Annotated in this window: 21 protein-coding genes; 6 read left to right on the top strand and 15 right to left on the bottom strand. The window is 63.9% G+C overall.

What is annotated here, in order from left to right; genetic code table 11:
• Positions 1-9: 9 nt before the first annotated feature.
• Complete coding sequence (locus NMQ16_RS08230) at positions 10-1,383, top strand: NAD(P)(+) transhydrogenase (Re/Si-specific) subunit beta (protein ID WP_257080054.1); 1,374 nt, start codon at positions 10-12, stop codon at positions 1,381-1,383.
• Positions 1,384-1,456: 73 nt separating this feature from the next.
• Here the strand turns inward: NMQ16_RS08230 and NMQ16_RS08225 are convergent, their stop codons facing one another.
• Positions 1,457-1,663 carry a hypothetical protein gene (locus NMQ16_RS08225; RefSeq protein ID WP_257080052.1) on the bottom strand — a complete coding sequence of 69 codons (207 nt, stop codon included), beginning with the start codon at positions 1,661-1,663 and terminating at the stop codon, positions 1,457-1,459.
• Positions 1,664-1,698: 35 nt separating this feature from the next.
• On the opposite strand from NMQ16_RS08225, the gene NMQ16_RS08220 reads away from it, so the two are divergent.
• From NMQ16_RS08220 to NMQ16_RS08210, 3 genes are all read left to right on the top strand, one after another.
• A complete protein-coding gene (locus tag NMQ16_RS08220; RefSeq protein WP_257080050.1) occupies positions 1,699-2,442 on the top strand; it encodes a Crp/Fnr family transcriptional regulator in 744 nt (247 codons plus the stop codon).
• 94 nt (positions 2,443-2,536) lie between these two features.
• Positions 2,537-2,941: an alternative ribosome rescue aminoacyl-tRNA hydrolase ArfB gene (arfB, locus tag NMQ16_RS08215; protein WP_257080049.1), complete on the top strand. Its 405-nt coding sequence runs from the start codon at positions 2,537-2,539 to the stop codon at positions 2,939-2,941.
• Positions 2,942-3,023: 82 nt separating this feature from the next.
• A complete protein-coding gene (locus NMQ16_RS08210; RefSeq protein ID WP_257080048.1) occupies positions 3,024-3,413 on the top strand; it encodes a hypothetical protein in 390 nt (129 codons plus the stop codon).
• A 44-nt stretch (positions 3,414-3,457) separates the two neighbouring features.
• Here the strand turns inward: NMQ16_RS08210 and NMQ16_RS08205 are convergent, their stop codons facing one another.
• The 3 genes from NMQ16_RS08205 to glsA form a co-directional block, all read right to left on the bottom strand.
• On the bottom strand, positions 3,458-4,216 hold the full coding sequence (locus NMQ16_RS08205) for a class I SAM-dependent methyltransferase (protein WP_257080047.1): 759 nt from the start codon (positions 4,214-4,216) through the stop codon (positions 3,458-3,460).
• A gap of 10 nt (positions 4,217-4,226) precedes the next feature.
• Positions 4,227-5,672 carry an NAD-dependent succinate-semialdehyde dehydrogenase gene (locus NMQ16_RS08200; RefSeq protein ID WP_257080134.1) on the bottom strand — a complete coding sequence of 482 codons (1,446 nt, stop codon included), beginning with the start codon at positions 5,670-5,672 and terminating at the stop codon, positions 4,227-4,229.
• A gap of 145 nt (positions 5,673-5,817) precedes the next feature.
• On the bottom strand, positions 5,818-7,641 hold the full coding sequence (glsA, locus tag NMQ16_RS08195) for a glutaminase A (protein ID WP_257080046.1): 1,824 nt from the start codon (positions 7,639-7,641) through the stop codon (positions 5,818-5,820).
• A gap of 188 nt (positions 7,642-7,829) precedes the next feature.
• Between glsA and NMQ16_RS08190 the strand changes: the two genes are divergently transcribed.
• A complete protein-coding gene (locus tag NMQ16_RS08190; protein WP_257080041.1) occupies positions 7,830-10,091 on the top strand; it encodes a CHASE2 domain-containing protein in 2,262 nt (753 codons plus the stop codon).
• Positions 10,092-10,124: 33 nt separating this feature from the next.
• Here NMQ16_RS08190 and NMQ16_RS08185 read toward each other — a convergent pair whose 3' ends face one another.
• The 6 genes from NMQ16_RS08185 to NMQ16_RS08160 form a co-directional block, all read right to left on the bottom strand.
• Complete coding sequence (locus tag NMQ16_RS08185) at positions 10,125-10,718, bottom strand: HD domain-containing protein (RefSeq protein WP_257080040.1); 594 nt, start codon at positions 10,716-10,718, stop codon at positions 10,125-10,127.
• A 109-nt stretch (positions 10,719-10,827) separates the two neighbouring features.
• Positions 10,828-11,679: a hypothetical protein gene (locus NMQ16_RS08180; protein ID WP_257080039.1), complete on the bottom strand. Its 852-nt coding sequence runs from the start codon at positions 11,677-11,679 to the stop codon at positions 10,828-10,830.
• A gap of 23 nt (positions 11,680-11,702) precedes the next feature.
• Positions 11,703-14,795, bottom strand: a complete 3,093-nt coding sequence (locus tag NMQ16_RS08175; protein ID WP_257080038.1) for a TonB-dependent receptor domain-containing protein — start codon at positions 14,793-14,795, stop codon at positions 11,703-11,705.
• Between the two features lie 647 nt (positions 14,796-15,442).
• Positions 15,443-16,738 (bottom strand): SpoIIE family protein phosphatase, encoded by a 1,296-nt coding sequence (locus NMQ16_RS08170; RefSeq protein ID WP_257080037.1) that lies wholly within the window; start codon positions 16,736-16,738, stop codon positions 15,443-15,445.
• A 5-nt stretch (positions 16,739-16,743) separates the two neighbouring features.
• The gene (locus NMQ16_RS08165) at positions 16,744-17,220 is read right to left on the bottom strand and encodes an ATP-binding protein (protein WP_257080036.1); all 477 of its coding nucleotides are present in this window, start codon (positions 17,218-17,220) and stop codon (positions 16,744-16,746) included.
• Entirely contained in the window at positions 17,220-17,564 is a 345-nt protein-coding gene (locus NMQ16_RS08160; RefSeq protein ID WP_257080034.1) for an STAS domain-containing protein, read from the bottom strand. The genes NMQ16_RS08165 and NMQ16_RS08160 overlap by 1 nt, the downstream gene beginning before the upstream one ends.
• Positions 17,565-18,019: 455 nt before the next feature.
• On the opposite strand from NMQ16_RS08160, the gene NMQ16_RS08155 reads away from it, so the two are divergent.
• Positions 18,020-19,033 carry a PEP-CTERM sorting domain-containing protein gene (locus tag NMQ16_RS08155; protein WP_257080033.1) on the top strand — a complete coding sequence of 338 codons (1,014 nt, stop codon included), beginning with the start codon at positions 18,020-18,022 and terminating at the stop codon, positions 19,031-19,033.
• A gap of 91 nt (positions 19,034-19,124) precedes the next feature.
• Here NMQ16_RS08155 and NMQ16_RS08150 read toward each other — a convergent pair whose 3' ends face one another.
• The 5 genes from NMQ16_RS08150 to NMQ16_RS08130 all read right to left on the bottom strand — a co-directional run bounded on the left by NMQ16_RS08150 (position 19,125) and on the right by NMQ16_RS08130 (position 25,284).
• Positions 19,125-20,087: an AEC family transporter gene (locus NMQ16_RS08150; RefSeq protein ID WP_257080032.1), complete on the bottom strand. Its 963-nt coding sequence runs from the start codon at positions 20,085-20,087 to the stop codon at positions 19,125-19,127.
• Entirely contained in the window at positions 20,084-21,379 is a 1,296-nt protein-coding gene (locus NMQ16_RS08145) for an MFS transporter (protein WP_257080031.1), read from the bottom strand. The genes NMQ16_RS08150 and NMQ16_RS08145 overlap by 4 nt, the downstream gene beginning before the upstream one ends.
• A gap of 74 nt (positions 21,380-21,453) precedes the next feature.
• Positions 21,454-23,460: a TRAP transporter large permease subunit gene (locus tag NMQ16_RS08140; protein WP_257080030.1), complete on the bottom strand. Its 2,007-nt coding sequence runs from the start codon at positions 23,458-23,460 to the stop codon at positions 21,454-21,456.
• A complete protein-coding gene (locus NMQ16_RS08135; RefSeq protein WP_257080027.1) occupies positions 23,457-24,059 on the bottom strand; it encodes a TRAP transporter small permease subunit in 603 nt (200 codons plus the stop codon). The genes NMQ16_RS08140 and NMQ16_RS08135 overlap by 4 nt, the downstream gene beginning before the upstream one ends.
• 97 nt (positions 24,060-24,156) lie before the next feature.
• Positions 24,157-25,284, bottom strand: a complete 1,128-nt coding sequence (locus NMQ16_RS08130) for a TRAP transporter substrate-binding protein (protein WP_257080026.1) — start codon at positions 25,282-25,284, stop codon at positions 24,157-24,159.
• Between the last annotated feature and the right edge of the window lie 146 nt (positions 25,285-25,430).

Below are 25,430 nucleotides of genomic sequence, written 5' to 3'. Positions count from 1 at the left end.
GCCGACAACGTGACTGCAAAACTCCTGGTCGACGCCTCCTATTTCGTCGTCGCCGTACTGTTCATCCTCGGCCTCAAGGCCATGGCCTCGCCGGTCACCGCTCGCAAGGGCATCGTGTGGGCAGGCATCGGCATGGTGGTGGCCACCCTGGTCACCTTCTTCACGCCCGGCATGCAGAACTTCGGGCTCATCATCCTCGCCATCGTCATCGGCGGTGTCGCGGCATGGTGGTCGGGCAAGGTGGTGAAGATGACCGACATGCCGCAGATGGTCGCCATCTACAACGGCATGGGTGGTGGGGCGGCCGCAGCGATCGCCGCGCTCGAATTTGCGCGCGGTGGTGTGCATGGCATTGTGTTCACGACGCTCGCCACACTGGGCGCGCTGATCGGCGCCGTGTCGTTCTCGGGTTCCTGCGTGGCGTTCGCCAAGCTGCAGGGGCTGATGAACAAGGCCTGGCGGTTGCCGGCGCAGAACGCCGTCAACATCGTGCTCGCCCTCGTCACGGTTCTGGTGGGTGTCGGCATCGTGGTCAGCGGCGACCCGACGCCGACCCAGATCATCACGTTCTTCGTGCTGTCGCTGGTGCTGGGCGTCATCATCACGCTGCCGATCGGTGGCGCCGACATGCCGGTGGTCATTTCGCTGTTCAATGCCTTCACAGGTCTGGCAGTAGGCTTCGAGGGCTACGTGCTGGGCATTCCGGCGCTGATCATCGCGGGCATCGTGGTGGGCGCAGCCGGTACGCTGCTGACACAGCTGATGGCCAAGGCGATGAACCGCCCGATCACCAACATCCTGTTCTCGCCGATCACCGGCGAAGCGCAGGCCGGTTCGGGCCCGACCGGCACGATGAAGGAATGCTCGTCGATGGATGCCGCGTCGATGATGCGCTACGCGCAGAAGGTGATCATCGTGCCCGGCTACGGCATGGCGGTGGCCGGCGCGCAGCACAAGGTGTATGAAATGACCAAGCTGCTGGAAGAGGCGGGCGTCGAAGTGAAGTTCGCCATCCACCCGGTGGCGGGCCGCATGCCGGGTCACATGAACGTGCTGCTGGCCGAAGCCGGCGTGCCCTACGAGCAGATCTTCGACCTGGAAGAAATCAACGAAGAGTTCTCGCAGGCCGACGTGGCGCTGGTCATCGGCGCCAACGACGTCGTGAATCCGGTGGCCCGTACCGACAAGACCAGCCCGATCTACGGCATGCCCATCCTGAACGCCGACAAGGCGCAGAACGTCATCGTGATCAAGCGTGGCAAGGGCGCAGGCTATTCCGGTATCGAGAACGCGCTGTTCTTCGAAGAGAATTGCCGTCTGTGCTACGGTTCCGCACAGGGTGTCGTGTCGGAAATGATCGGTCATGTGAAGTCACTGAGCTGATCACTTCGCAGGCTGATGAAACCGCGTGTCCGCGCAAGCGGCACGCGGTTTTTTTCTGCATCGAAGACCGTGTTTACTTCCGTTGCATCAACCACAGCGGCGCGCGGGTCGGGCGCTCGTCATGACCCGAAGGCCGGCGCGGGAAAAACGCGAGTTGTAACCCGCCCGGATAGGGGCTATATGCATGACGGGCGGCGGCGCGGATCATCCCCGATGCGTCGCCTTCAGCAGTCTGCGTTGCAGCGCGAAAAGCCTTCCATTCGCGCTGTTTTCCGTACATCTACACACTCCAACCCACCCTGGAAGGGACAGGCCATGTCGAAAAAGGATGCCGAAAGTGCATCGCCGCCCGATCCGACGGCGAACCGGATACTTGCATCATTGCCTGACAAGGACTTCGCGCGCCTGCTGCCCGATCTTGAACTCGTCGAGATGCCGATAGGCTGGACCCTGTCGGAATCCGGCGATCACGTGAATTTCCTGCACTTTCCGGTTTCCGGCATCGTATCGCTGCTCTATTCGCTGGAAGACGGTTCTTCCAGCGAAACAGCGCTGGTCGGCAAGGAGGGCATGGTCGGCATTTCGATCTTCATGGGCGGTGAAAGCATGCCGACCAGTACCGAAGTGCAGAGCGCCGGTAAGGCCTACCGTCTCAGTCGCAAGGTGATGCAGAACGAGTTCGGGCTTGGTGGTCATCTGCAGGCGTTGTCGCTGCTGTTCACGCAGGCGATGATCTGCCAGACGGCGCAGAACGCGGTGTGCAACCAGCACCATGAACTGGCCCAGCAGATGTGCCGCTGGCTGCTGATGAGCATCGACCGGCTGGACGGCTGCAAACTGCCCGTCACACAGGAGCGGGTCGCCAAGCTGCTCGGCGTGCGGCGCGAAAGCGTGACGCAGACCTTGGGCTCGCTGGAGAAGGAAGGCCTGATCGCACGCTCGCGCGGCCTCATCACCGTCGTCAAGCGCTCGAAGATGGAAGAGCGCGTGTGCGAGTGCTACGGCGTGGTCAAGGACGAGTACGATCGTCTGTTGCCGGCGCGCAAGCGCAGGAACTGACACGCCGCCCCGGACTGTCGGGTCAATGCCCCGGTGCTGTGCAACGCACGGGTCCGGGGCACAATCCAGCATTGCCGAACGCCTGACCTGCCTCATGCGCATGCCCTACACCCTGCTGCCGGACGAAATCGAATTCACCGCAATTCGCGCCCAGGGCGCCGGCGGGCAGAACGTCAACAAGGTATCGAGTGCGGCGCATCTGCGCTTCGATATCGGCGCCTCGTCGCTGCCGGACGAATTGAAGGTGCGACTGCTTGCGCTCGGCGACCAGCGCATCACCCATGAAGGCGTCGTGGTGATCAAGGCGCAGACCTTCCGCAGTCTGGAAAAGAACCGTGCCGAGGCCATGCGCCGACTGGACGAACTGATTGCCGCGGCCGCCCATGTCGCGAAGATTCGCCGTCCGACGCGGCCGGGTCGCGCGGCGGTCGAACGACGGCTGGCGGGCAAGACCCACCGCTCGGCGATCAAGGCCGGTCGCCGTGGCGGCGCCGAATGAGCATGTCAGGACAGCAGCCCTTGCCGAGTCGCGCCGCGCCGCGCGTGCTAGCGCCGCTCTTCATCCACCGCACCGAAAATTCATGACGCCGAGAATTTTCCGCATGCTGATCGCGCTTTATCTGCTTTGCGTGGTGCTGGCGGTCGTGTCGCACATCGCCACCGCACCTGATCTGCCCGAGCCGCTGCGTGACTACGTTGCGGCGCAGGACGCGACGAGCTGGATGACCGGCATCGGCGGCATGGCATATCTGGCGCTGGCATCGATCTCGACGGCCGGCCTGCTGCTGTTCCGGCGCTGGGCGCGCCCGCTGTTCGCGGTGGTCGCGCTGGCAGGCTGCGTGCCGTGGGACGGCGCGACCGCCTACCCGTCGCTGGAATACCTGTTCGTCAATCTCGAATTCATGCTCGCCGGCGCCGTGATTGTGTCGAGCTGGGCGCCTGCCGTGAGCGTCCGCTTCATGCGTCGCTGAGTGGCAGCCGCGCGCGTGAGGTACGAAGCGAATCTCAACTGACCCTAGCGTACCCCGACGCGCAGCGACAGCGGCCAGCTGACCGTCCGCGCCTGCTGCGGGTCGCCCCAGGCCGCGAGCAGCGCGACCGACAACCGTTCGACCGGATCGAAGCCATTCGCGGCCATGAAGCGCGCGGTGGCCGACCAGCTGCGCAGGTAGCCGAGCAGCTGCGCCGGCGTCCACCGCGCCGACAGCGCGAAGTCGGGTGCGGGCAGCAGCGCAAACGGGAAGGGCAGGTCGCGGTAAGCCGTTTCCACATGCCGGCGTTCGGCCGGCCACCAGGGGCCGACCTCATCGCGATAGAAGTGCTGCACCAGGTGGTCCACCGCATCGCCTTCGTCGCCGACGTGCAGCACGCCGTAACACCATGCCGCGATTATGCCGCCCGGTTTCAGCACCCGCCGCGCTTCAGGGTAGAAGCGGTCGAGATCGAACCAGTGCAGCGCCTGGGCGACGACGACCAGATCGACCGATGCATCGTCCAGCCCCGACGCCTCGGCGGGTGCAACCCGGTAGTCGACGCGTGCATACGGGGTGGCTTCGGCGATCTGGGCGGCGCTGGCGTCGGTCGCGATGACCCGCCCGAACACGCGGCCCAGATCGACCGCCGCCTGACCGGTGCCGGTGCCGCAGTCCCACACGCAGTCAGGTGCGACGCATTGGTCGGCCAGCCAGTCGAACAGTGCCGCCGGATAGGTCGGGCGGCTGCTCGCATACTGGCTGGCGAGCGTGGCGAAGTGATCGGCGAACGGGGCGGTCACGGTTCGATGGTTACCCGGCAGGTGCGAGGCCGATATCGATGCACAGGTACTTGATGTCGAGATAGTCCTCGATGCCGTGCTTCGACCCTTCGCGCCCGAAGCCGGACTGCTTGATGCCACCGAACGGGGCGACTTCGTTCGATATGCGTCCGGTGTTAAGGCCGACCATGCCGAAGTCCAGTGCTTCGGCGACGCGCCAGCCGCGGCCGATATCACGGGTATACAAATAGGCGGCGAGCCCGGATTCGGTGTCGTTGGCCAGCGCGATGGCTTGCGCTTCGGAATCGAAGCGGAATACCGGCGCCACCGGCCCGAATGCTTCTTCGCGGGCGATGCGCATCGCCGGTGTCGCATCGGTCAGCACGGTCGGTTCGAAGAAGGTGCCACCGAGCGCATGGCGGCGTCCGCCGCACAGCACCCGGGCACCTTTCGCCTTCGCATCGGCGATCAGCGCCTCGACCTTTTCGAGGCCTGCCATGTTGATCAGCGGCCCTTGTTCGACACCCGGATCGGCGCCGTCGCCGACTACCAGCCGCTCCGAAGCGTCGGCCAGTCGGGCGACGAAAGCTTCATAGACGCCGGACTGCACGATGAAGCGGTTGGCACATACGCAGGTCTGACCGCTGTTGCGGTACTTGGCCGCCAGCGCGCCCTCGACTGCGGCATCGACATCGGCGTCGTCGAACACGATGAAGGGTGCATTGCCGCCCAGTTCGAGCGACAGCCGCTTCAGGGTCGGTGCGCATTGCGCCATCAGTCGCCGGCCGACCGCCGTAGAGCCGGTGAAGGACAGCTTGCGCACCAACGGGTCGGCGCACAGGGCGTCGCCGATCCGTGCCGGATCACCGGTGATCACGTTGAGCACGCCCGGTGGCACACCGGCGCGCAAGGCCAGTTCAGCCAGCGCGAACGCCGTCAGCGGCGTCAGTTCCGACGGCTTCACGACGACCGTGCAGCCGGCCGCCAGTGCGGGCGCAACCTTGCGCGTGATCATCGCCAGCGGAAAATTCCACGGCGTGATGGCGGCGCACACGCCGACCGGCTGGCGCAGCGTCAGCAGCCGGGTGTCGGACGCCGGCGAAGGGATGGTGTCGCCATAGACGCGCCTACCTTCTTCGGCAAACCACTCGACGAAGGAGGCGCCGTACTTGACCTCGCCGCGCGCCTCGGCCAGCGGCTTGCCGCCCTCGGCCGTGATCAGTGCCGCGAGCGCCTTTTCATGCGCCAGGATCAGTGCGAACCAGTCACGCAGCACGCGGGCGCGTGCCGCGGCGGTACGTGCGCGCCAGCCGGGCAGGGCGCGTGCTGCTGCGTCGATCGCCCGCGCGGTTTCCGCCGCGCCACAGCGGGGCACGTCGGCCAGCCATTCGCCGGTTGCCGGATTGCGCACGGTCAGCGTGGCGCCATCGTCGGCCGCGATCCACTGGCCGTCGATCAAGTTGGCGCTGCGAAGCAGAGCAGGGTCTTGCGGCTTCACGGGGTCCGTTTCCATAGAAGGCGGACCTGATGGTAGCGCAGGGACACTGGGTCTTCCGTGTGCAATGCGCGTCGAGGACGGACGACGCCTGATGTCCGACCCGGTATCGGCGACGGACAGTCGTTCAGGCGAGCGCCGATACGCACTGCGTTGAGCGGCGCAGCTTGTCGGCGAGGTCCCGCGCAAGGTTCTCCAGAATGACGCTCCGGAACTCGGGGGTTGCCGCCGAAATGCGGTCGAAATCGCGAACTTCAAGCACGCTGCACCGTACATCACTGTCGGCATAGACGGTGGCAGTGCGGGTTTTCTGACCCAGCAACACCATTTCGCCGAAATTCATGCCCGGACCCAGCGAGGAAATGCGCTGGTGTTTGCCATCTTCCGTCGGCACGAGCACGCTGATCTGGCCCGATTCGATGAAATAAACGCGGCCGTCACAGGCTTCCCCCACCTTCAGAATCTGCGCGCCTGCGGCGAACTGCTGCGGGTAGGCAACCGCATGCACCTTCTTCATGAGGGGTTCTGGCATGCCCGCGAACAGCAGCGAATCCGCCAGCGGTCGATGCGCCATCGCGCTGCAGGACGCCTCACCGATCAGGCGGTTCTCGCACCATTCGACGGCCAGATCGTTGTCTTCGAAGTGCAGCACGCCACGGTCACCGCTGCGCGTCGTCTTGCGCAGACGCTCCTTTACCGGAGAGCCGTCACGGATGCGCGAGCACACGACGGCGATGCCGTCGTCCATCAGGCCGAGTCGCGCCTGATGCAACAGCGTGGCCGCGCTTTCGGACATGCCATCCACCTGATTCATGTCCAGGATGAAACTGTGCGTTTCGGCAGCCAGCTCGATCATGCGCCGTATGACGTACTCGATGCCATCCACTCCAAGAAAACCGTGCAGGCAGAGGTACTTGATGCGATGCGCGTTGGCACTGAGCCAGGCTCGTGTGTCACCGGTGGTCTGTCGGCGCGACGGCGCATCGGCACCGGTGTAGAGCCGACCCAGCGTCATGCGCGGGTCACCCGCCGGGGTGAACACATGCAGGTTGAAGTCCCTGGACAGGTGCTTGCATGCCTCGATGCCGCGCACACTGTTGCCCTTCTCGTCGAGCAGCGGCGAAAAGATGGCAATGCCGAAACGCCCGGGCAGCACCGCTATGATGCCCCCGCCCACGCCGCTCTTGGCCGGCAACCCGATCTCGTACAGCCAACTGCCTGCGTAGTCGTACATGCCGCAGGTGGCCATGACGCTGAGGACGCGCTCGACGTGTTCGGCCGGCAGCGCGCGCTTGCCGGTGAGCGGGTGAACACCGCCGTTCGCCAGCGTGGCCGCCATGAAGCCGAGGTCGCGGCAATTCACCTCGATCGAGCACTGGCGAAAGTAATTTTCCAGCGATGCCATCGGTTCGCCATCGATGATGCCGAAGTTCTTCAGCATCCAGGCGATCGCGCGATTCCGGAATCCGGTCGCGCTTTCCGATCGGTACACCGACTCATCAATGTTGACCTTTCTGCCCACGAAGGTGGAGATCGAATCCTCTATCCGCGCCCACTGGGCTTCAGGTGATTCACCGCTGACCATGCTTGTGGTGGCGATTGCACCGGCGTTGATCATCGGATTGATCGGCGCACCAGTTTGGGGATCGAGACTGATGGAATTGAAGGCGTCACCACTCGGCTCGACGCCAACCTTGCGGCTGACAAAATCGAGTCCCCGGTCTGCTAGCGCGGTGCCATAGACGAAAGCCTTGGATATGGACTGGATCGTGAAGATCTCATCGGTGTCGCCCGTCGAATAGACCGTGCCATCCATCGTCACCAGACAGATGCCGAACCAGGCTGGATCAGCCTTCGTGAGTTCGGGGATGTAACTCGCCAGCTCGCCGCTCCGGATTCCCGCGAGGCGGCTGTGCAAGCCTTCCAGATAGGCCTGGATCGGAGATTGCATATCGATTGTCCTTTTCTCTCCCTTGTGACATGAATGAACGCAATTCCCGTGCCCACCGCACATTACCGGTGCAGCCAGATGGTGCGTACCGCCGAGGGATCCGGCGGCAAAACTGCGCGTAGCGTGTGCCTGACCCGCTATGCTCCGCGCAATGCCCCGATCAACGACTCGAGAAAGACTCGACGCGCATGAAGAATCGCACACGGCGTGCCGCCAAGGGTCTCGCGATCGGTCTGCTGACCGGGCTGGTGGGCATCATTGCCAGCCTCGTCGATGCGGGCGCCTCCTTCGAACGCAGCGTGGGTCTGCCCTGGCTGTTCAATATCCGCGGGCCCATTGCACCGCCCCCCGACGTCGTCGTGGTAGCCATCGATGGCCGCACCGGTGACCAGCTCGGTCTGCCCAGCCAGCCGCGCGACTGGCCGCGAACCGTGCATGCCGGGCTGGTCGATGAACTGACCCGGCGTGGTGCATCGGCCATCGTGTTCGACATGCAGTTCGACAAGCCGCGCGTCAGCGCCGACGATCTGACGTTTGCAGCTGCGATCGACCGTTCCGATCGCGTCGTGCTCATCGAACTGGTGACTGGCAAACGCCAGCCGGTGACCGACTCCGAAGGTCGCCCGTCGGGATCGATCTGGGTCGAGCAGTTGGTTCAGCCTTTGCCCGCGCTGGTCGACGCGGCAAAGGGGTTGGCCACCTTCCCGCTGCCCAAGATCGATGCGGCCGTCTACGAGTTCTGGGTGTTCAAGGAAAGCGTCGGCGATGCACCGACGCTGCCGGCTGCTGCGATGCAGGTGCATGCGCTGAAGCTCTACACGGCCTGGATGGACCTGCTGCGCGAACTGGGCGTCGCCGGTCTCGATGACCTGCCTGCGGACCTGGCCGGGTTTGGCAAGGCGGCCAGTCTGCGCACCATTATGGGGCGTTTCCGCGAACGGCTCGAAAACGACCCGGCCGCGACCGAGCGCCTGCGGGTCCTCATCGAAGCCCGCGCCGATTTGCCAGCCGGAGAACGCGATCTGCTGCGTGCGCTGCGTGCTCTGTACAGCGGCGACCCGCACCGGCTGCTCAATTTCTATGGCCCGCCGGGTACCGTGCCGACCGTGTTCTATCAGGATCTGGTCAATGCGCAGGGCACCGCCACTGGAAGCAGTACCTTCGATTTCCGCGGCAGGACGGTATTCGTGGGGTTCGCCGACCTCTACGACCCGGGTCACCCGGACCGTTTCTACACGGTGTTCACCAACGACGACGGTGTCGACCTCAGCGGGGTGGAAATCGCCGCCACGGCGTTCGGCAACCTGATGACCGACCGCAGCATCCGCACGCCCGACGCGGCGCAGACCGTGGCGGTGCTGTTCGCCTTCGGCCTCGTCGCCGGTGCGCTGGCCTATCTGCTGCCGGCGCTCGCCGGGGTGCCGCTGGTCATCGTGCTGGCAGGGCTCTATGCCCTTGCCGCACAATTGTCGTTCAACGTCGCCGACCTGTGGGTGCCGCTTGCCACGCCACTGCTGGTGCAGTTCCCTCTTGCGCTCTTTCTCGGCCTGTCAGCGCAGTATCTGCTGGAACGCGGCCGAGGCCGTCGCATGAGCAAGGCGCTCGGCTACTACGTGCCGGAGAACGTCGCCCGCGACCTGACCGACCGCCAGGTCGATCCGCATGCCTTCAATCGAGTGGTGTACGGCACCTGTCTGGCCACCGACATGTCGGGCTTCTCGACCATTTCCGAACAGTTGCCGCCGGATCAGCTGGCAGTGTTCCTGAACGACTACTTCGATACGCTGGCCGGTGCGCTGAAGCGGCAGAAAGTCGATGTGACCGAATTCCGGGCCGACGCCATCATGTGTGCCTGGACGGCCGACAAGCCGGAAGCATCGGTGCGCCGCCAGGCGGTACTGGCTGCGCTGGGGGCGTCGGACGCGATCGCCGGCTTCAAGCGGCGGCATCCTATGCTGAAGGCGTCGCTGCGCGTAGGGCTGGAAGCGGGCAACTTCTATGTCGGGCATGCCGGTGGCGGCGGTCACTTCGTATTCAGCATCGTCGGCGACACGGCCAACACGGCATCGCGCATCGAGGGGCTGAACAAGCACATCGGTACGCAGATCCTCGCCACGCAGGCCGTCGTCGAGGCGCTGGAGGGCTTCCTGCTGCGGCCGCTCGGCGACTTCCAGTTCGTCGGCAAGTCGGGCGCCATTCCGATCTTCGAGGTGATGGGCACCGAGGCCACCGTGTCCGCCTCGCAGCACGCGTTGTCGCGCCAGTTCGAAGAAGCGCTCGCGATCTTTCACAGTGCCCGATGGGACGCCGCCGCCGCGGCGTTCGAAGCGCTGCTGCGGGCGTTTCCGGACGATGGTCCGAGCCTGTTCTACCGCATGCGCTGCGACATGTATCTCTCCGGTACGCCCGCGCCGGAGGATGCACGCGTGATCAGGATGGATGCCAAGTAGCTTTGCCGGCAGCCATGGCAGCCACGGCAGCGCTCAAGCCTGGCGGGGGCTTGCATCGCGCTGCTCACGCATCAGCTCTTTGAGCAAGGCAATGTTGCGCTGCTTGCCCGCGTCGCGGAGCGTGCGCGCCACGTCGCTGAAGTATCGGTGGCTCGCGAGAAACGCGAGTTGCGTCTCCAGCCAGTCGGGCCAGGACATCGGATAGCCGAGCGCGGCGCGCTCCCTCCACAGTGCTTCGCTGGTGTCGAAGAAATCCTCCCGGCCGAGCGAATCCAGGTCGGCGTCGGCAAGCAGTGCTTCGTGCGCGTTCTGCGGCGACTGCGGGAGCTGGGTCGCCAGAATCATGCCGGAGATCCGTTCGATGTCGCGGGCGCCGAAACCGAAGCCGGGCAGCACGTCATCGATGACACTCACGCCGATCTGCTCGTGCCCGATGTGGTTCTGCACATGGCCCAGGTCGTGATAAGCCGCGGCCACTTCGAGCAGCTGACGGTCGGCATTGCTAAGACCCGCCAGCCGGGCGAGCCGGGTCACCGCAGGCAGCACATCGTGTTCGGTGTGGCCGACGTCGTGGTAGGAAAAGAAAGGGGGCAGCTCGGTGCGCAGGCGCTGCAGCGCATGCGCCACGGCGCCTGCATAGTCGGGTTCAGGCGGTACATCGGTTCGAAGCGGTTTCACACTGTTCTTCCGCCATGGCAGGCGAGGCAGGCCCGGGTGACCGGGCCCTGACCGCCGATCAGTACAGATAGCACTTCCGGATACCCGCAACGGTCGTGCAGAAGTACGGGTCATTGTTCAGCTCGATGTGCGTCGTCACCTCTCCCGCGGGCAGCGGCGGCTGGCGATCGGCCTTTTCCGCTGCCGTAAGGACACAGGCGCCTTCCGTGCCCGCGGCGAGCGTGGGGTCGCATTCCTGCAGCACCGAATTCGGGTCGTTGCACACGCAGCAGGTGTCGCTGCCGTCATTCAGCCCGTAGAACGGCTGATCCAGCTCGAAGTTGCAGACGAGCGCGCGGCCGCCCGTCGGACAGGACACGCCGGTCTGATCGAGCGTCGCTTCGAGGTTGCACGATTTGATCGGCGTGGCGAGCGGCGGCTGCGGCGCCGCATTGCCAAGACCGTAGCAGAGACTGATTGCCGTTACGGTCTGTGGGACATCGTTCACCAGCAGTTGCATGTTCGAGTCAGACGTGACGCCTCCCGAGGGATAGATGATGACGGCGATATTGCGGTTGGATTTGAGAATCGCGAAGTCGACCGGTGTCGTCGCTGCGGAAAAACCGACGACTTTGCTACCCGACACGGTGTAGCTTGCCGACTCGCCGACGGCATCGGTATCGCGCGGATTCTCGGCGCCCATGACCATGCCGGCTGGCTGGGGCGAGTTTGTCCCCATCTGGATGATGCGGTCGTTGGCTGCGTAGTCGGCGCATTGCTTGTTGCCTTCGGCAGGAAACACGGTGACTGCTTTTTCCGAAGCCATGACGAAAGTCGCGTGACTCATGGCCAGTGCGATGATCAGATTTTTTCCAGTTGAATGCATGGTGTGTGACCTCGTTGTTTGTGGTTTGTTGATGACTGCAATCATCCGGTTCTACCCGGAATATCGAATCAGAAGCCGGCCGTGAAGCGGGCCATGACGGTGCGCTCGGGAAAATACGGACCGATTACCGGCTCGTCGCGGAACTCGCGGTAGCTGTCGTCCTGGTAACGGAAATCACTGTCGAAAAGATTCTTCACGGCGAGGCTCAGCACGCCGCGCCGCTGCGCCAGCCGGTAACCGATCGAAGTATCGACAACCACGAACTGATCCTTGCCGGATGCCTGCGTCGCCGTCAGCGAACGGCGCACGTCCTGATCGACATAGGTGCCCGAAAGCCCGGCGAACCAGCCGGACGGGGCAAAATAGCTAAGCCGGATCGGCACGCTCCAGGTCACGACGCCTTCGGGAAGATTGCCGTCCGACGTTGCAATGCCGCGATCGCTGCGATAACGGTCGTAAGCCAGTTCCGCATGCAGCGCGACACGCGAAGTGATCGTCCAGTCGGCATAGACCCGATGCAGTTGTTCGGAGCGCGCTTCCGTAATCCACGCGCCGGCCAGCGCATCAAGCAGTGGTTCGTCCATGTTGCGGTGGGTGAATTCGATGCCGGTGCGCACCTGCTGGTGCGCCCGCCAGTCCAGTCCGATGCCGTAGCGCTTCGAGCGCGTGCCGTTGATGTCGTCGAACAGCTGGTTGAAGCCGGCGATCTGCGTGGGTTCAAGCGTGCGGTTGCCGGCCAGCGCAGGTTTGACCACCTGGAACGCGGCCGCACGCAGCCGCAGCACCGGATTCATGTCCCATTGCACGCCGAATTTCGGGTTCAGGCGCCGGTCCTGAAAGGAGTCCTGTTCGAAATTGTCGTAGCTCGCGCCCAGCGTCCACACGACCGACGGGTTCGGCCTCAGGTTCACATAGACGTAGCCGCGCGGGTGGCGGGTCGGAAACTTCTCCTGACCCGAAATGGCCAGCAGGTTGCCCAGTATCGAGTCGTCGATCGACAGATTGACGGTGTCGGTCCGGCGCGACTTGCCCCACGCTGCGCCGACGACCAGATTGGAGGTGTCCATCGCATGCAGCAGCTGACCTTCGACCTGATCCGATTTCGTGTTCGATCGCTGCCTGTTGGTCGAGGTTGTCGTGCCGAACACCGGCGGCAGATCGATGACTTCGCTCAGATTTTCCTCTCGCGTGCCATGAATGTAGGACAGCAGCAGGTGGGTCTGCGGCGCCGGCGAGAAGCGCAGGCCAATGCGTGTGGTTTCCTGTTTGCGTCCGATGCGCCGGCTGGCGACGAAATCGTCCGGGTTGAAGTTGAAGGCCAGATCGCCCTCGGTCGATTCGCGGTGGCGGTACTCCGCCTGCACATTCACGGTGCTGCTCAACGCTGCCTGAGCGAACGCGGTGTACACCGTCTGCTCAAGCCCGTTGTTGCGACGCCAGCCGTCCGTTTCGTAGTCGAGGGCGCCCAGGCTGAAGGAATAGCGGTCGTAAAGACCCGACACCACGGCTTCGCCGCCTCTCGTACTGTTGCTGCCCGCCTGCGCCGATGCGCTGAGCTGAGCCTGATTGCGCTGGAACAGCGGGGTGAATTCGTTGAAACCGGCGCCCGCCGGGCCGCCAGAAGTCACGATGTTCAGATTGGTTTCGCTCGTGCTGGGCTGTACCGGATTGATGTTCAGATCCTGCAGCATCATGGCCTGCGTCAGTTCGCTGACCCGAGCAATCTCGCGCCGTCGGGTGTTCTGGTGAATGTCCGACAGGAACCGGTGGGCCGACGCATCGGCCGGGTCGAGCGCAAGTGATCGGCTCGCCTCCACGGCACCCAGGTCGGGGAAGCCAAGGTCGTTATACACGCGCGCGACGCTGGTGCCGCGCGCCGCCTGGTCCTTGTCGAGCAGCAGGCGGCTGCGGTAGACGGCGCGCTGGTCATTGAGCGCGGTCGACGTTTCCAGATCAGTCAGTGCATCGACCGGCCGGTTTGCGGTCTGCTTGCGGATGCCGTCATACAGGAAGGCCGTCGGATCGAGCGGGTCGAGCGACTTGGCGATATCGAATTGCTGGTCGTCCAGCGTATCGCGTCGCTCCTCGAAGTAGGCTTTGCCCAGGTAGGCGCGCAGCAATGCCTGATTCGGATCGAGCGCCACGGCAAGTTCCAGTTCAGCGCGTCCGGCGTGCAGTTCGCCGCTGCTGATGCGGGCCAGACCGAGTCCGAGACGGGCCAGCGGATCGGATGGGTCAAGTTCGATGGCGCGCCGGAAGGCTGCGCCTGCTGCATCATTTCGATATTCCGAAAGCGAAGCGAAACCGAGCACGAGCTGGGCGCGGGCCAGATCCGGCGCGAGCGCCGCCGCCTTGGCGGCGGAACGCCGCGCTCGGTCCTTGTCGCCCAGCATCAGTTGCAGCTCGCTCAGACGCGCCCAAGCCAGAGCGGCGTCGGGCGAACGCTCGACGGCTGCAAGCAGCGTGTCGCGCGCCGCCTCGATGCGAAAGTCCGCCTGCTGCGAGTAAGACAGCGCGATGCGCGTTGCTGGCGTGTCGCTCAGCGCGACCCCCTTCTCGGCTGCCGCAAGCGCCAGGCTGCGTTCATTGCGCACCACATGGATGATGGCGCGCAGCGCGTAAGCAAGACCGGATTGCGGATCGCGTGTCAGTACAGCGTCGAGTTCGGGCAGCGCTTCGTCCTGCCGACCGACGGCAAGCAACTGCGCGGCGCGTTCGAGCGGCGTATTTGCCTCGCCGCCCGCGGCCAGGATCGGCGGGTAATTGAGCGACCACTGAACCGAGTCACGTGGCTTGACAAGCGTACTCACGGTCGGCGCATCGCCCGCGCGGGTCGCCGCCTGATCGCCTGGCTCGAGCGCGACCGAGCCTCGTTCGTTGGCCGCGACAACGCGGCCTTCCAGAACCAGAATGGAAGATTGCTCACCGTCTACACGTACTTCGAATTCGGTGCCTTCGATCGACCCGTTGAGGTAGGGCGTATTGACGGACATGAGCCGCGGCTTGCGGCTGAACGATTGCAGCGCGCCCTTGACCAGTTCGACGAAGGACCTATCTTCCTTCCGGCCGCTGATTTCAAGCAGACGGATGGTCGTATTCTGATCCAGACGCATCACCGCTTCGTTCGCCAGCACCACGGCGGCACGCCCCGACTTGCCCACCCTTATCGAATCGCCGCGGCAAAGTAACTGTTCTGGCTTCGCTGGCTGCCAGCCGGGCTGCGCGCCCGTCTGCACCTGTACCTGTCCTTCGATGGATGCAAGCCGTCCGGCGGGTTCCTTGCAGGCGTCGGCGGCGAGCGCGGAAAGCGGAAAGGATGAGAAAACGACCGACAGGAGCACCGCTGATGGGCCCCCAGATGATATGCGCACGTAGTGTCTCCCCGCCTTTTTGTTTTGAGGCCCAAGTGCTGCAAGAATCCTGCCAAACAGAATGCTGATCCGGGCTCGCGGGCTTCGATCGCCAGCATAAAGGATGGGATACCCGTTCCCGGCGCCGTGAATTCGTGAAAGATCGAGCCGCTCACCCCCCGAACCACCTTCTCCCGATCATCCGATGCAGCTCGTTTCAGTCGCGCATCCGCATCGGGTGAGGAGGTCAAGGTATTGAGCCCTGAAAATCGAAGTGTCTGCATCACAGTGTGAAATCGGACACAAAAATTCATCTTCCAAGCGGCTGGTTTCACCGGCGCCGTGGCGGCCTGCAATCGTTTGGCACGGATCAATGCTTATCAATGGTGCGTCGTATGCGAGTCTGCTCCATCCTGGTGCTGGACGTTTCGGCCTACCTGCGCCTGATGTATCCATGGTCACCGAGCCCCCGGTGTGCGAGTGGTGCGACGCAGCGCCAGCAGCGTGCAGTCGTCCTCGAGCAGGTGCGGTGCCGAGAAATCCGCGACCGCCCCGCGTATTTCCTCGATCAGGCTCTCGAGCGTGACCTTGGTCAGTAGTGTGACCACCTCGAAAAGACGTTCGCTACCGAATTCCCTCCCGTCGGGGGACTCGGCTTCCGTCACGCCGTCCGTGAAGCAGAGCAGCGTCTCATCGGGACCGAGCACGATCTCCCGTGCCGCGTAGGCCAAGCCTGGAATGGCACCAATCAGGGCGCCTTTCGGCAGCGGCAGGAAAGAAGGCGTGCCGTGGCTGACCAGTAGCGGTGCGCAGTGCCCACCGTTGGCGTATACGAGCCGACCGGTATCCACCTCGAGGATGGCGCAGAAGAGGGTCACGAACATGTTCGTGTCGTTGCCGGCACATAGTTGCTCGTTCAGTTCCTGCATAAGCCGTCCGGGCTCCCGCACCCCCATCGCTGTCACCCTCATCAGACCGATTACCCGAGCCATGAACAAGGCTGCCGGAACGCCATGGCCCGAGACATCGCCGACGCAGAAGAAAAGTTGTCGGTGGTCGAGGAAAAAGGCATCGAAGAGGTCGCCGCCCACGGCGGAGGCCGGTTCCATGAGCGCTGCGATATCGATGTCGTCCCGGTCGGGAAACAGCGGACGTTGGTGCGGCAGCATGCTCGCCTGCAACTGACGTGCGATGTCGAGTTCCTGGCGCAGATAGTCGAGCTCCAGTCGCCGACGTTGCGACTCCAGCATCACCAGATTGCTTCGACGCATCCGTGCGGAAAGGATCGCAAGCAGATTGCGGGCAAGCTCCGGAATGACGCTCAGTCGCTGGAAGAAGACAGACTGCGGCAGGCGCAGCACGCGCGACGTCGTCATCGACATGACCAGCGCAGAGACGGGTTGGCCGTCAATTGCTGACAGTTCGCCGACGGTCTCACCTGGCGTGATCGTGACCGCAGGCCCGGCAGTCAGGTCGTCGCCCACGAACGCTCCGAGTTCGCCCGACAACAGGAGAAAGACGTTGTCGTTCATGCTACCCGGGTGCAGCAGGGGCATGCCCGGCAGCAGCGCCAGCACCTCGCAGTCCTCGATCGCCGCCTGGACGATCGATGCGTCGACATTTCGGAAAAGGGCGAAAGATGCGATACCTGAAAGACGCCGCTCCGCGGTCCCGATGCGGTTGTCCGGTTCGCGGCGCAGCGCCGCGGAGCGACGATCACGAGAGCGTCCGAAACGTGTGGTCTGGATCGGCACGGAAATCAGTCCGGTTTTCCGCGCGCCGGTTCGTCCCAGCAAACCTTGAAAGTCAGATGGTTTCGATCGGCGTGGCGGCCATATTCCAGCGTATCCGCGAAGTTGCGCATCATCGTGAGACCGAGCCCACCCGGTTCGGCATCGTAAAGATTGGCTGGGCGCGGTTTCGGCCGGACCGACAGCGGGTCAAAGGCAAACCCCGAATCGATCACCGTAACCGAAGCTTCACCTCGGCAGCCCTCGCTTCGAGTGACGAAAACAAGGCTCACCTCATGCTCGCGCGCGGCCGGCCCGCCGTGCGCGATTACATTTGCGAGTGCTTCGTCCAGGCACTGATCGAGTCGCATGATCTGTTCGACAGGTAGGCCGTGATCCGAGCCGGTCGCTGCGAGCCAGGCGGATGCAATTCGAAGATCATCGATGACGGCCCGGATGATGCACTCCGAATGCAGGCCGGGGCAGCGCTGCGCCGACGTATTCATCAGGCAAGCGCGGCTACCCGTGCTTCCGCCATGTCCGTGCAGATAGGAATCAATGCGTCGATGCCGGTGCTTTCCAGTACTTTGCCCACCGGCTGATTACCGCCTATGAACAGCACCAGCCGCCCGCCGCGCTGTTGCTGCGCCTTGGCATTCATGATCAATGCCCGAATGCCCATCGAAGCCAGAAAGCTGACTTCGCTGATGTCCACGACGATACGGCGCTCAACCGATGCGGCAAGCGCGGTGAAACGGGTTGCAATCGCATCGGTGCCCGGAACGTCGAGGCGACCGCTGATCGAAATGCACCGAAGGGTTTCAGTCACGTCTTCAAATTCGATGGACATTGGGATTCCGGTTTCTTGGTTGGGAAAAATCGCAACCTACAATTTTGCAAACCGCACGTGACAAGAAGATGAAGAATTTGTGAACGAACCCGAGGGCGTGAAGCGGTATCCGTGTCCGCAATGCACGCGGCTGAATCGCCAATGGCGCAACGATGGGTGTGCCACCCGATGCGCCGCTCGCTGTCGGAGATATTTACATGGTCATGACGCAGGCACGAAGAAGCGGCAGGCTTGCGCGCGGCGGAAAGATTCAAGACCCCGGTCGGGTCGGCTTTTCGTGCATGCGCGGAACTTGGTCCGCTACAGAAAATTCATTGTAATCAAATCGCTTCGTGCAGGCGCCACAGATCGACGCTGGGCGGTTGCGAGTAACGCCGGGGTAGCCGCATCGTTCTTGCACCCATCTTGCTTGCATCTTCGGGTGGTCGGACGAGACGATTCAAAGGAGGATAGACATGAATGCATCACGAAAGGCACACCTGATTCATGTTGTGGCAGCGGTCGGCGCGCTGCTTTGCGCGACCGCATCGCCGGCCAGAACACTTTCGTTCAATAACGTTGCGACATCGACGGCATGGACCTATTCGTGGTCCAGCGCGGAGCGTTACGCGATCGTTCTTGAAAGACTGGTGGTTGATTCGCCGCCATGCGGCGCTTCGAGCGACTGGTGCTGGGAAGAGGTCTATCCGGATCAATGGGAACAGTCATCGTCTTCGCTCGCCAACGTGGTCGTCCAGGACAGCGTCTCCGGCTCGCCCCTGCTGAGGGTTGATACGGCGTGGGCATCGGCCCGGGCGAGTACGAACCTCGGATCGAACAAGGTTTCCGCGATTGCCCGCGACAGTTCGGAATTCGACTTCGAACTGCTTGACCAGGGTGGCAATGTGACCTACGCGAGCACTGGCTCATCCTGGTCGCGAGCGCGTGCGGAAAGCTCGTACAACGAGCCGTTCGTCGCGTCCGGATCCGGCGAGGCGACATTTCAGTTCGCAGTTGAGCGGCATGCTGTGGCGTGGGGCCCGGATGGATTGATCAGCTTCAGTGACCCGGTCAAATCCTTCACCTACTACAGATCGCTTTTCGGGGACGCCAACGCCGAGGGCGCGCTGGACGTGCTGCTTTACAGGCTGGATGGCGCCTCGCCGCTTCTGGTCAGCCAGGAGACTTTCGACATCGGTGTCGACAGCGGCGTCGAAAACTTTTCGTTCGCTGCGCAGCTCGAGGACGGACTGCAGTACGCGTTCATCGTGTCGCTGAGTGCTTTCGCGATCTGGGACGGCGCAATGGATCTTTATGGCACCGCGACGCTGACCGGCATCCATGTGCAGGCAGGCCAGTCGCTTGCCTTCAGTTCCGGCAGCCAGTACAGCGTGACCGCAGTACCCGAACCGGAAACGTGGACCCTGCTGATTGCGGGCCTCGTGCTGTGCGCCGGTCTTGCGAGGCGTCATCGCCAGACGAAGGATTAAAGGTTAAAGATTCAAGACTGAAGTGGACGGCTGCCACGACAGGAAGGGCCTTACTCACTTTCAACTTGAATCTTGAACCTTGCATCTGACTTCAACCGAAGAGCCCGAGCGCCATCAGCAGCGGAAGCGACAGCCAGAACAGCAGCGTACTCCAGCCGATCAGCAGTGCCGAGGCGGCGGCATCGATCTTGAAGCGCTCGGCCAGCAGCAGCGAGGTCATGAAGGTCGGCGTAGCGCATTCGACCAGTGATGCGCGCTGCGCTTCGTTCGGCACGTCGGACCACAGCAGCACGATGGCCCAGATCAGCAACGGTGCGACCAGCAGCTTGACCGACGCGACGACCAGCACTTCGGTGCGCGGCACCAGCCGGCGCCACGGAATGGTCATGCCGAGCACGAACATGATGACTGGGATCGCCGCCTGACCGATGAAGCGCGCCGCCTCGATCAGCGGCGGATAGGCCAGGCCGCTGTACTGCGCGCCCAGTCCGAGCGCGAAGGCCCACATCGGCGGCATCATCAGCACGGTGCGCAGCACGTCCGGACGCTCGCCGCCGGCGTGCGAGCCGAGCCGGGTGGCGATCCACACGCCCAGTGTCCACACGACCGGCATGGTCATGAACATGTCGTTGAAGATGGCGTAGCGCATGGCGCCGTCGCCAAAGAAGAATTCCAGTACCGGTGCACCGACGTTGAAGGTGTTGCCGAACATGCCGCCCAGCATCAGCGCGGCGCGCGTCGTGTCGTGCAGGCCGGCGCCGAGCCGGGTCTTCCACAGCAATGCATAGAGCAGCGCGCCGTTGGCCAGCGTGCCCAGGCCGACCAGCAGCGGCACCGTCAGCAACTCGACGCTGATCGGCGTGCTGGCGGCGACCGCGAACAGGATGGCCGGATAGAACAGATAGAGGACCAGCCGGTTCAACTGCGCGCGCAGCATGCCGGCATCGTGGCCATCGCCCATGCGTGCCGCCCACCAGCCTCCGGCCGCGACCAGCAGCGACAGCGGCAGCATGACCTGCACCATCAGCCCGAGCAGATTGCTGCCCAGCGTCACGCCTGCACCTCGGTCAGATTGCGGCCGCGCGTTTCGGTCACCATGGCCGCACCGGCCAGACCGATCAGTGCCGCGACGACGAACACCGACATGCCGGACGCCATGGCGGCAGCGGTCGGCTCACCCGGGCCGCCGATCTCGCGTTCGATCACCCAGCCGACCAGCGGCTGCTGGATGGCGGCGCCGAGAAAGCAGCCGACATTGACCACGCTGGTGGCCATGCCCGACAGCGCCGGCGGATTTACCTCCTTTGCGCTGGCCCAACTCAGCGTGAAGGCGGCGGCCGACATGCCGAGCAGCGCGAACAGCGCATGGCTGGCCAGCGGTGTCAGCGGCATGCCCTGGGTCACTGGCTGCCAGCACAGCAGGTACACGGTGCCGACGACCAGCATGACGCTCTTGCGACGACGCAGCCGGTCGGACAGCCGTCCGATGAACAGCGCCCCGACGGCAAAGGCGACCAGCATCAGCGTGGCATGCTGCGCCGCCAGCGCGCGGTCCATTCCCTGAACCTTCATCAGCCAGGGTACGCACCACAGGCCAGCGAACGAAAAGAAGCTGCCGGCGATGCCCAGATTGACGAACAGCCCGGGCCAGGTCGAGCGGTTGCCGGCGACGCGCCGCAGTCCGGCCTTCCAGTCGTCGGCCAGCGGCGCATGCGCCGGCTTGCCCGACAGCTCGCGCAATGACGGCAGGCCGGCGTCTTCCGGCCGGTCACGCACGTACAGCCAGGTCAGCACGGCCAGCAGCATCGACAGCAGGCCCAGCGACACGAACACCGAGCGCCACGACACCACGCCGACCAGCCAGGCCAGCGGCGTCGCAGCGACGGCCGCCCCGAGATTGCCGATGAACTGGGTCAGCCCGCTCATGGTGGCGAAGCGGCTTTCCGGAAACCAGGCGGCGTTGATCTTGAGCAGTGCGAGAAACGGAAAGGACACGCCCAGCCCCACGAGTGCGCGGCCGACCACGGCGACTAACAGCGAATCCGCCTGGGCAAAGATGATGGCCCCGATGCCGGCGATGACGCCCCCGAAAGCCACGATGCGACGCGGCCCGAGCGTATCCATCAGCACGCCGGTCGGGATCTGCATCACCGTGTAGATCCAGAAGTAGCTGGCGGCCAGAATGCCCAGCGAAGCCGGGCCCACCGCGAAGTCGCGCGTCAGCTCGCCCGCGATGGCGGCAGGCGCGGTGCGATGGAAGAACACCAGCACATAGGAGCAGGCGAGCAGCAGGAAGGCGGTCCAGCGCAGGCGGACCAGCAGGCGATTCGGTTCTGCAGGAGGCATCGGTTGGATTTTACGTGGCGCCGCAGGAATGCGGAGGTGCAAAGGCACCTCCGCAGCGTGCTGTGACGGTTACGTCAGTTGTACAGATAGTTCGGCAGCCACAGGCCGATGCCGGGGAACATGTAGAGCAGGATGAGCATGATCACCTGGATGCCCATGAAGGGCAGCATGCCGGAGAAGATCTGGTTCAGTGTCACGTGCGACGGCGCGACGCCCTTCAGGTAGAAGGCCGACATCGCCACCGGGGGCGACAGGAAGGCGGTCTGGAGGTTGATCGCCACCAGCAGACCGAAGAACAGCGGATCAATGTTGAAGTGCGCCAGCAGCGGCACGAAGATCGGCATGAAGATGACGATGATTTCGGTCCATTCGAGCGGCCAGCCGAGGATGAAGATGATGCACTGCGCGAGGATCATGAACTGGATCGGTGTCAGATCCATCGACAGCACGAAGTTCTCGACCAGTTCCTGTCCGCCCAGCAGCGCGAACGCGGCCGAGAAGATGGCGCTGCCGACGAACAGCCAGCACACCATGGCCGAGGTCTTGGCGGTCAGGAACACCGACTCCTTGATGACCCCGAAATTCAGCTGGCCGTAGGCCGCCGCCAGCAGCGCGCCGCCGAAGGCGCCGATCGCCGCCGCTTCGGTCGGTGTCGCTAGTCCGAACACGATGGAGCCGAGCACCGCCAGGATGAGCACGGCCAGCGGAAAGAACGACGACAGCAGCATCTTGAAGATTTCCAGCCGCTCGAAGCTGAGGATGGCGTAGAACGCGATCAATAGCGCGGCGCAGATGGCGCAGGCAATCCAGAAGCTCGGTGGAGCGGTCGGCGCGGCGACGGCGTCGCCCGCGGCGGGCATTTCTGCACCCGGTTCAGCCAGTGAGGGAGCAGGCGCTTCTGCGGCCATGGGCGCGGCTCCGGGCGGTTCCGCGAGACCTGCTTCCTGCGGTGGCTCGGATACGCCCGCCTCGGGCGGTTCGGACAGTCCCGATTCCAGCGGTGGTTCGCTCAGACCGCCTTCGGCCGGCGGCTCTGCCAGCCCGCCATCGCTGTCCGGTTCAGCCAGTGATGACGACGAATAGCTGCTTTCGAACGATTCGAGCCCGGCCGGCACTTCGTCGATCACCTTCACCGCCGTCATCGAGCCGTGGATGGCGAACAGCGATACCGTCACCGCGATCAGCGGCAGCAGCGCAAGCCCGAGCTGGCCGAGCAGATTGCCCATCGGCACATCGGCGTTGCGCGGGCCTTTCAACGCAGCAAGCAGCGAGGGGAGGGCGCGCGAGCCGTACTGGCGCGCCACCTGCGCCGCCAGCGCCGGCAACGGAACATGGCGTTCGGCCTCGGGCAGTGGCGGTGCCCAGTCGGGGCGCAACTTGGCCATGAGGATCACGTACACCATGTAAAGACCGGCCAGCATCAGGCCGGGGAAGAAGGCACCCGCATAGAGCTTGACCACTGACACGCCGGCGGTCGCGCCGTAGACGATCAGCATGACCGACGGCGGAATCAGGATGCCCAGGCAGCCACCGGCCGTGATGACGCCGGCCGACAGGCGCACGTCATAGCCGGCGCGCAGCATGGCTGGCAGCGCCAGCAGTCCCATCAGCGTGACCACCGCACCGACGATGCCGGTGGCGGTCGCGAAGATGGCGCAAGTCACCAGCGTGGCTATAGCCAGCGAGCCAGGCAGGCGCGACATCGCCAGGTGCAGGCTCTTGAACAGCTTTTCGATCAGGTTGGCGCGCTCGACCAGATAACCCATGAACACGAACAGCGGAATCGAGATCAGCACGTCATTGGTCATGACCGAAAACGCGCGCTGCACCATCAGGTCCAGCGTCTGCTGGGTCGCGATGTCCGGATTCTGCGAGCGGTAGGCCAGCCAGGCGAAGATCACGCCCATGCCCATCAGCGTGAACGCGGTCGGAAAGCCCAGCATGATGGCCACCACGACCAGCGCCAGCATCAGCAGACCCAGGTGACCGCTCGTCCATTCCGACGGCGCGGGCATCAGGATGGCCGTGGCGGTGATGATGATCGCCATCAGGCCGAAGCCGAAACGCAGTTCCTTTCTCATTTCGTGCTCCCTGCCGGCGCCTCTTCAGGCAGATCGGCGTGCACCATGTGGCGCAGCTTCTCGACGTCGACCTCCTCCACGTCGCGCACGCGCGACGGCCATTCACCCTGGCGGATGCAGATGATGCAGCGCAGGATTTCGACCACGCCCTGCAGCATCAGCGAGGCTCCGGCCAGCGGAATGATGGCCTTGAACGGGTAGATCGGCGGGCCGTCGGCCGACACCGAAGAATGTTCGTTGATCACCCAGGATTCGGACGCGAAGTCCCAGCCGGCCCAGCACAGCGCCAGCACGCCCGGAATGAAGAACACGAAGTACAGGATGAGGTCCAGCGTGGCCTGGGTGCGAGGCTTGAAGAAGCCGTACAGCACGTCCCCGCGCACATGACCGCTCGCCGCCAGCGTGTAGGCGCCGGCCATCATGAACAGTGTGCCGTACAGCATGTAGGTGGCGTCGAACACCCAGGCATGCGGCGAATTCAGCACGTAGCGGGAAAACACTTCCCAGGTGATGAGCAGCGTCAGCAGCACCACGGTCCACGCAAAGGCGTGTCCGACCAGGGTGTTGAATCGATCTATGCGCAGCAGCAGTTCTTGCATGGCGGTTTCCTGATCCGGCAGGCACGCGCATCGATGCCCGAAATGAAAAAACCGGCGCCCCGTTCGGTGGCGCCGGTCTGTTGGCGATCGCCGGGGCTCAGCCCTTCTTCGAGAAGAAGTGGTCGTACGCCATGCGGAAATTGACGGTGGTGTCGTTCTGCCAGGCCGCGGCGCGCTTCGCAAACGAGCGCTGCGATTCGAGCACCTTCGCGAAAAGCGGATTTTCCGACGCCTTCTTCTCGGTCACCTTGTCCCACGCGGCCAGCTGCGCCTTCAGGATCGGGTCCGGCGTCTTGTAGAACTTCACGCCCTGCTTGTCGCGCATCTCCATGTAGGCCGTGGAATAGCGATCGATCGCCTTCCAGGACATTTCGGCCGAAGCAGCCGGAACGGCCGACGCGATTATGGCGCGCAGGTCGGGCGCCAGCGCGTCCAGGCGCTTCTTGTTGAACAGGATTTCAAACTGTTCCGACGCCTGGTGGAAGCTCTGCAGCATGCACACCTTCGCCACGTCGGGGAAGCCGAGCACCTGGTCGCTGGACGCGTTGTTGAACTCGGCCGCATCGAGCAGGCCGCGGTCCATCGCCGGCACGATTTCGCCGCCAGGCAATGCATTGACCGACACGCCCATGTCGGTGAACACGTCGATCGACAGGCCGACGGTACGGAACTTCAGGCCCTTCATGTCTTCCGCCTTGGACACCGGCTTCTTGAACCAGCCGAGCGGCTGCGTCGGCATCGGGCCGTACATGTAGGACACGACGTCCATGTTGAGGCTCTTGTAGATTTCTTCCAGCAGCGCCTTGCCGCCACCGAATTCGTGCCACGCCAGCAACATGTTGGCATCCATGCCGAAGGCCGGACCGGAGCCCCAAAGCGCAAGCGCGGAGTTCTTGCCGTACCAGTAGGCGATCACGCCGTGGCCGCCGTCGAGCGTGCCCTTGTTGACCGCATCCAGCAGGTCGAAGGCCTTCACCACCGAACCGGCCGGCAGCACGTCGATCTTCAGGCGGCCACCCGACATTTCATTGACCAGCTTGGCGTAGTCCTGGGCGAATTCGTGAAAGATGTCTTTCGCTGGCCAGGTGGACTGGAAACGCAACGTGATCGGCGACTGGGCGACCGAAATGCTCGGGAAGGCCACTGCCGCCGTACCGGCTGCGGTGCCGGCGGCTCTGGCCAGGAAGTTTCTGCGGGCTGATTGGGGTTTGTTCTGTTCGGACATGTCTTGCTCTCCTCATCGTCGTTGTTGTGACCGCATCATGGTGTGCGGTGCAATGCTCGCCGTGTGCCGTACAGATACGACGCCCGGTGATGCTAACCCCGGCGTACCGGCCACCACAAGGCGCACTGCAGCGTCGCTGCGCAGGC

Source organism: Methyloversatilis sp. XJ19-49, assembly GCF_024580145.1.
In the GTDB taxonomy this organism is placed as follows: domain Bacteria; phylum Pseudomonadota; class Gammaproteobacteria; order Burkholderiales; family Rhodocyclaceae; genus Methyloversatilis.
Note: the sequence above shows the minus strand (reverse complement) of the source record. Positions and strands in the feature narration are given on the sequence as shown.

What these genes read in the sequence shown, in the direction of transcription:
- glsA (WP_257080046.1), bottom strand. Translation starts at nt 7,641, where the DNA reads ATGCAATCTCCGATCCAGGCCTATCTGGAAGGCTTGCACAGCCGCCTC.
- NMQ16_RS08135 (WP_257080027.1), bottom strand. Translation starts at nt 24,059, where the DNA reads ATGCAAGAACTGCTGCTGCGCATAGATCGATTCAACACCCTGGTCGGA.
- arfB (WP_257080049.1), top strand. Translation starts at nt 2,537, where the DNA reads ATGCGCATGCCCTACACCCTGCTGCCGGACGAAATCGAATTCACCGCA.
- NMQ16_RS08210 (WP_257080048.1), top strand. Translation starts at nt 3,024, where the DNA reads ATGACGCCGAGAATTTTCCGCATGCTGATCGCGCTTTATCTGCTTTGC.
- NMQ16_RS08140 (WP_257080030.1), bottom strand. Translation starts at nt 23,460, where the DNA reads ATGAGAAAGGAACTGCGTTTCGGCTTCGGCCTGATGGCGATCATCATC.
- NMQ16_RS08160 (WP_257080034.1), bottom strand. Translation starts at nt 17,564, where the DNA reads ATGTCCATCGAATTTGAAGACGTGACTGAAACCCTTCGGTGCATTTCG.
- NMQ16_RS08130 (WP_257080026.1), bottom strand. Translation starts at nt 25,284, where the DNA reads ATGTCCGAACAGAACAAACCCCAATCAGCCCGCAGAAACTTCCTGGCC.
- NMQ16_RS08220 (WP_257080050.1), top strand. Translation starts at nt 1,699, where the DNA reads ATGTCGAAAAAGGATGCCGAAAGTGCATCGCCGCCCGATCCGACGGCG.
- NMQ16_RS08180 (WP_257080039.1), bottom strand. Translation starts at nt 11,679, where the DNA reads ATGATTGCAGTCATCAACAAACCACAAACAACGAGGTCACACACCATG.
- NMQ16_RS08190 (WP_257080041.1), top strand. Translation starts at nt 7,830, where the DNA reads ATGAAGAATCGCACACGGCGTGCCGCCAAGGGTCTCGCGATCGGTCTG.
- NMQ16_RS08155 (WP_257080033.1), top strand. Translation starts at nt 18,020, where the DNA reads ATGAATGCATCACGAAAGGCACACCTGATTCATGTTGTGGCAGCGGTC.
- NMQ16_RS08145 (WP_257080031.1), bottom strand. Translation starts at nt 21,379, where the DNA reads ATGCCTCCTGCAGAACCGAATCGCCTGCTGGTCCGCCTGCGCTGGACC.
- NMQ16_RS08225 (WP_257080052.1), bottom strand. Translation starts at nt 1,663, where the DNA reads ATGTACGGAAAACAGCGCGAATGGAAGGCTTTTCGCGCTGCAACGCAG.
- NMQ16_RS08165 (WP_257080036.1), bottom strand. Translation starts at nt 17,220, where the DNA reads ATGAATACGTCGGCGCAGCGCTGCCCCGGCCTGCATTCGGAGTGCATC.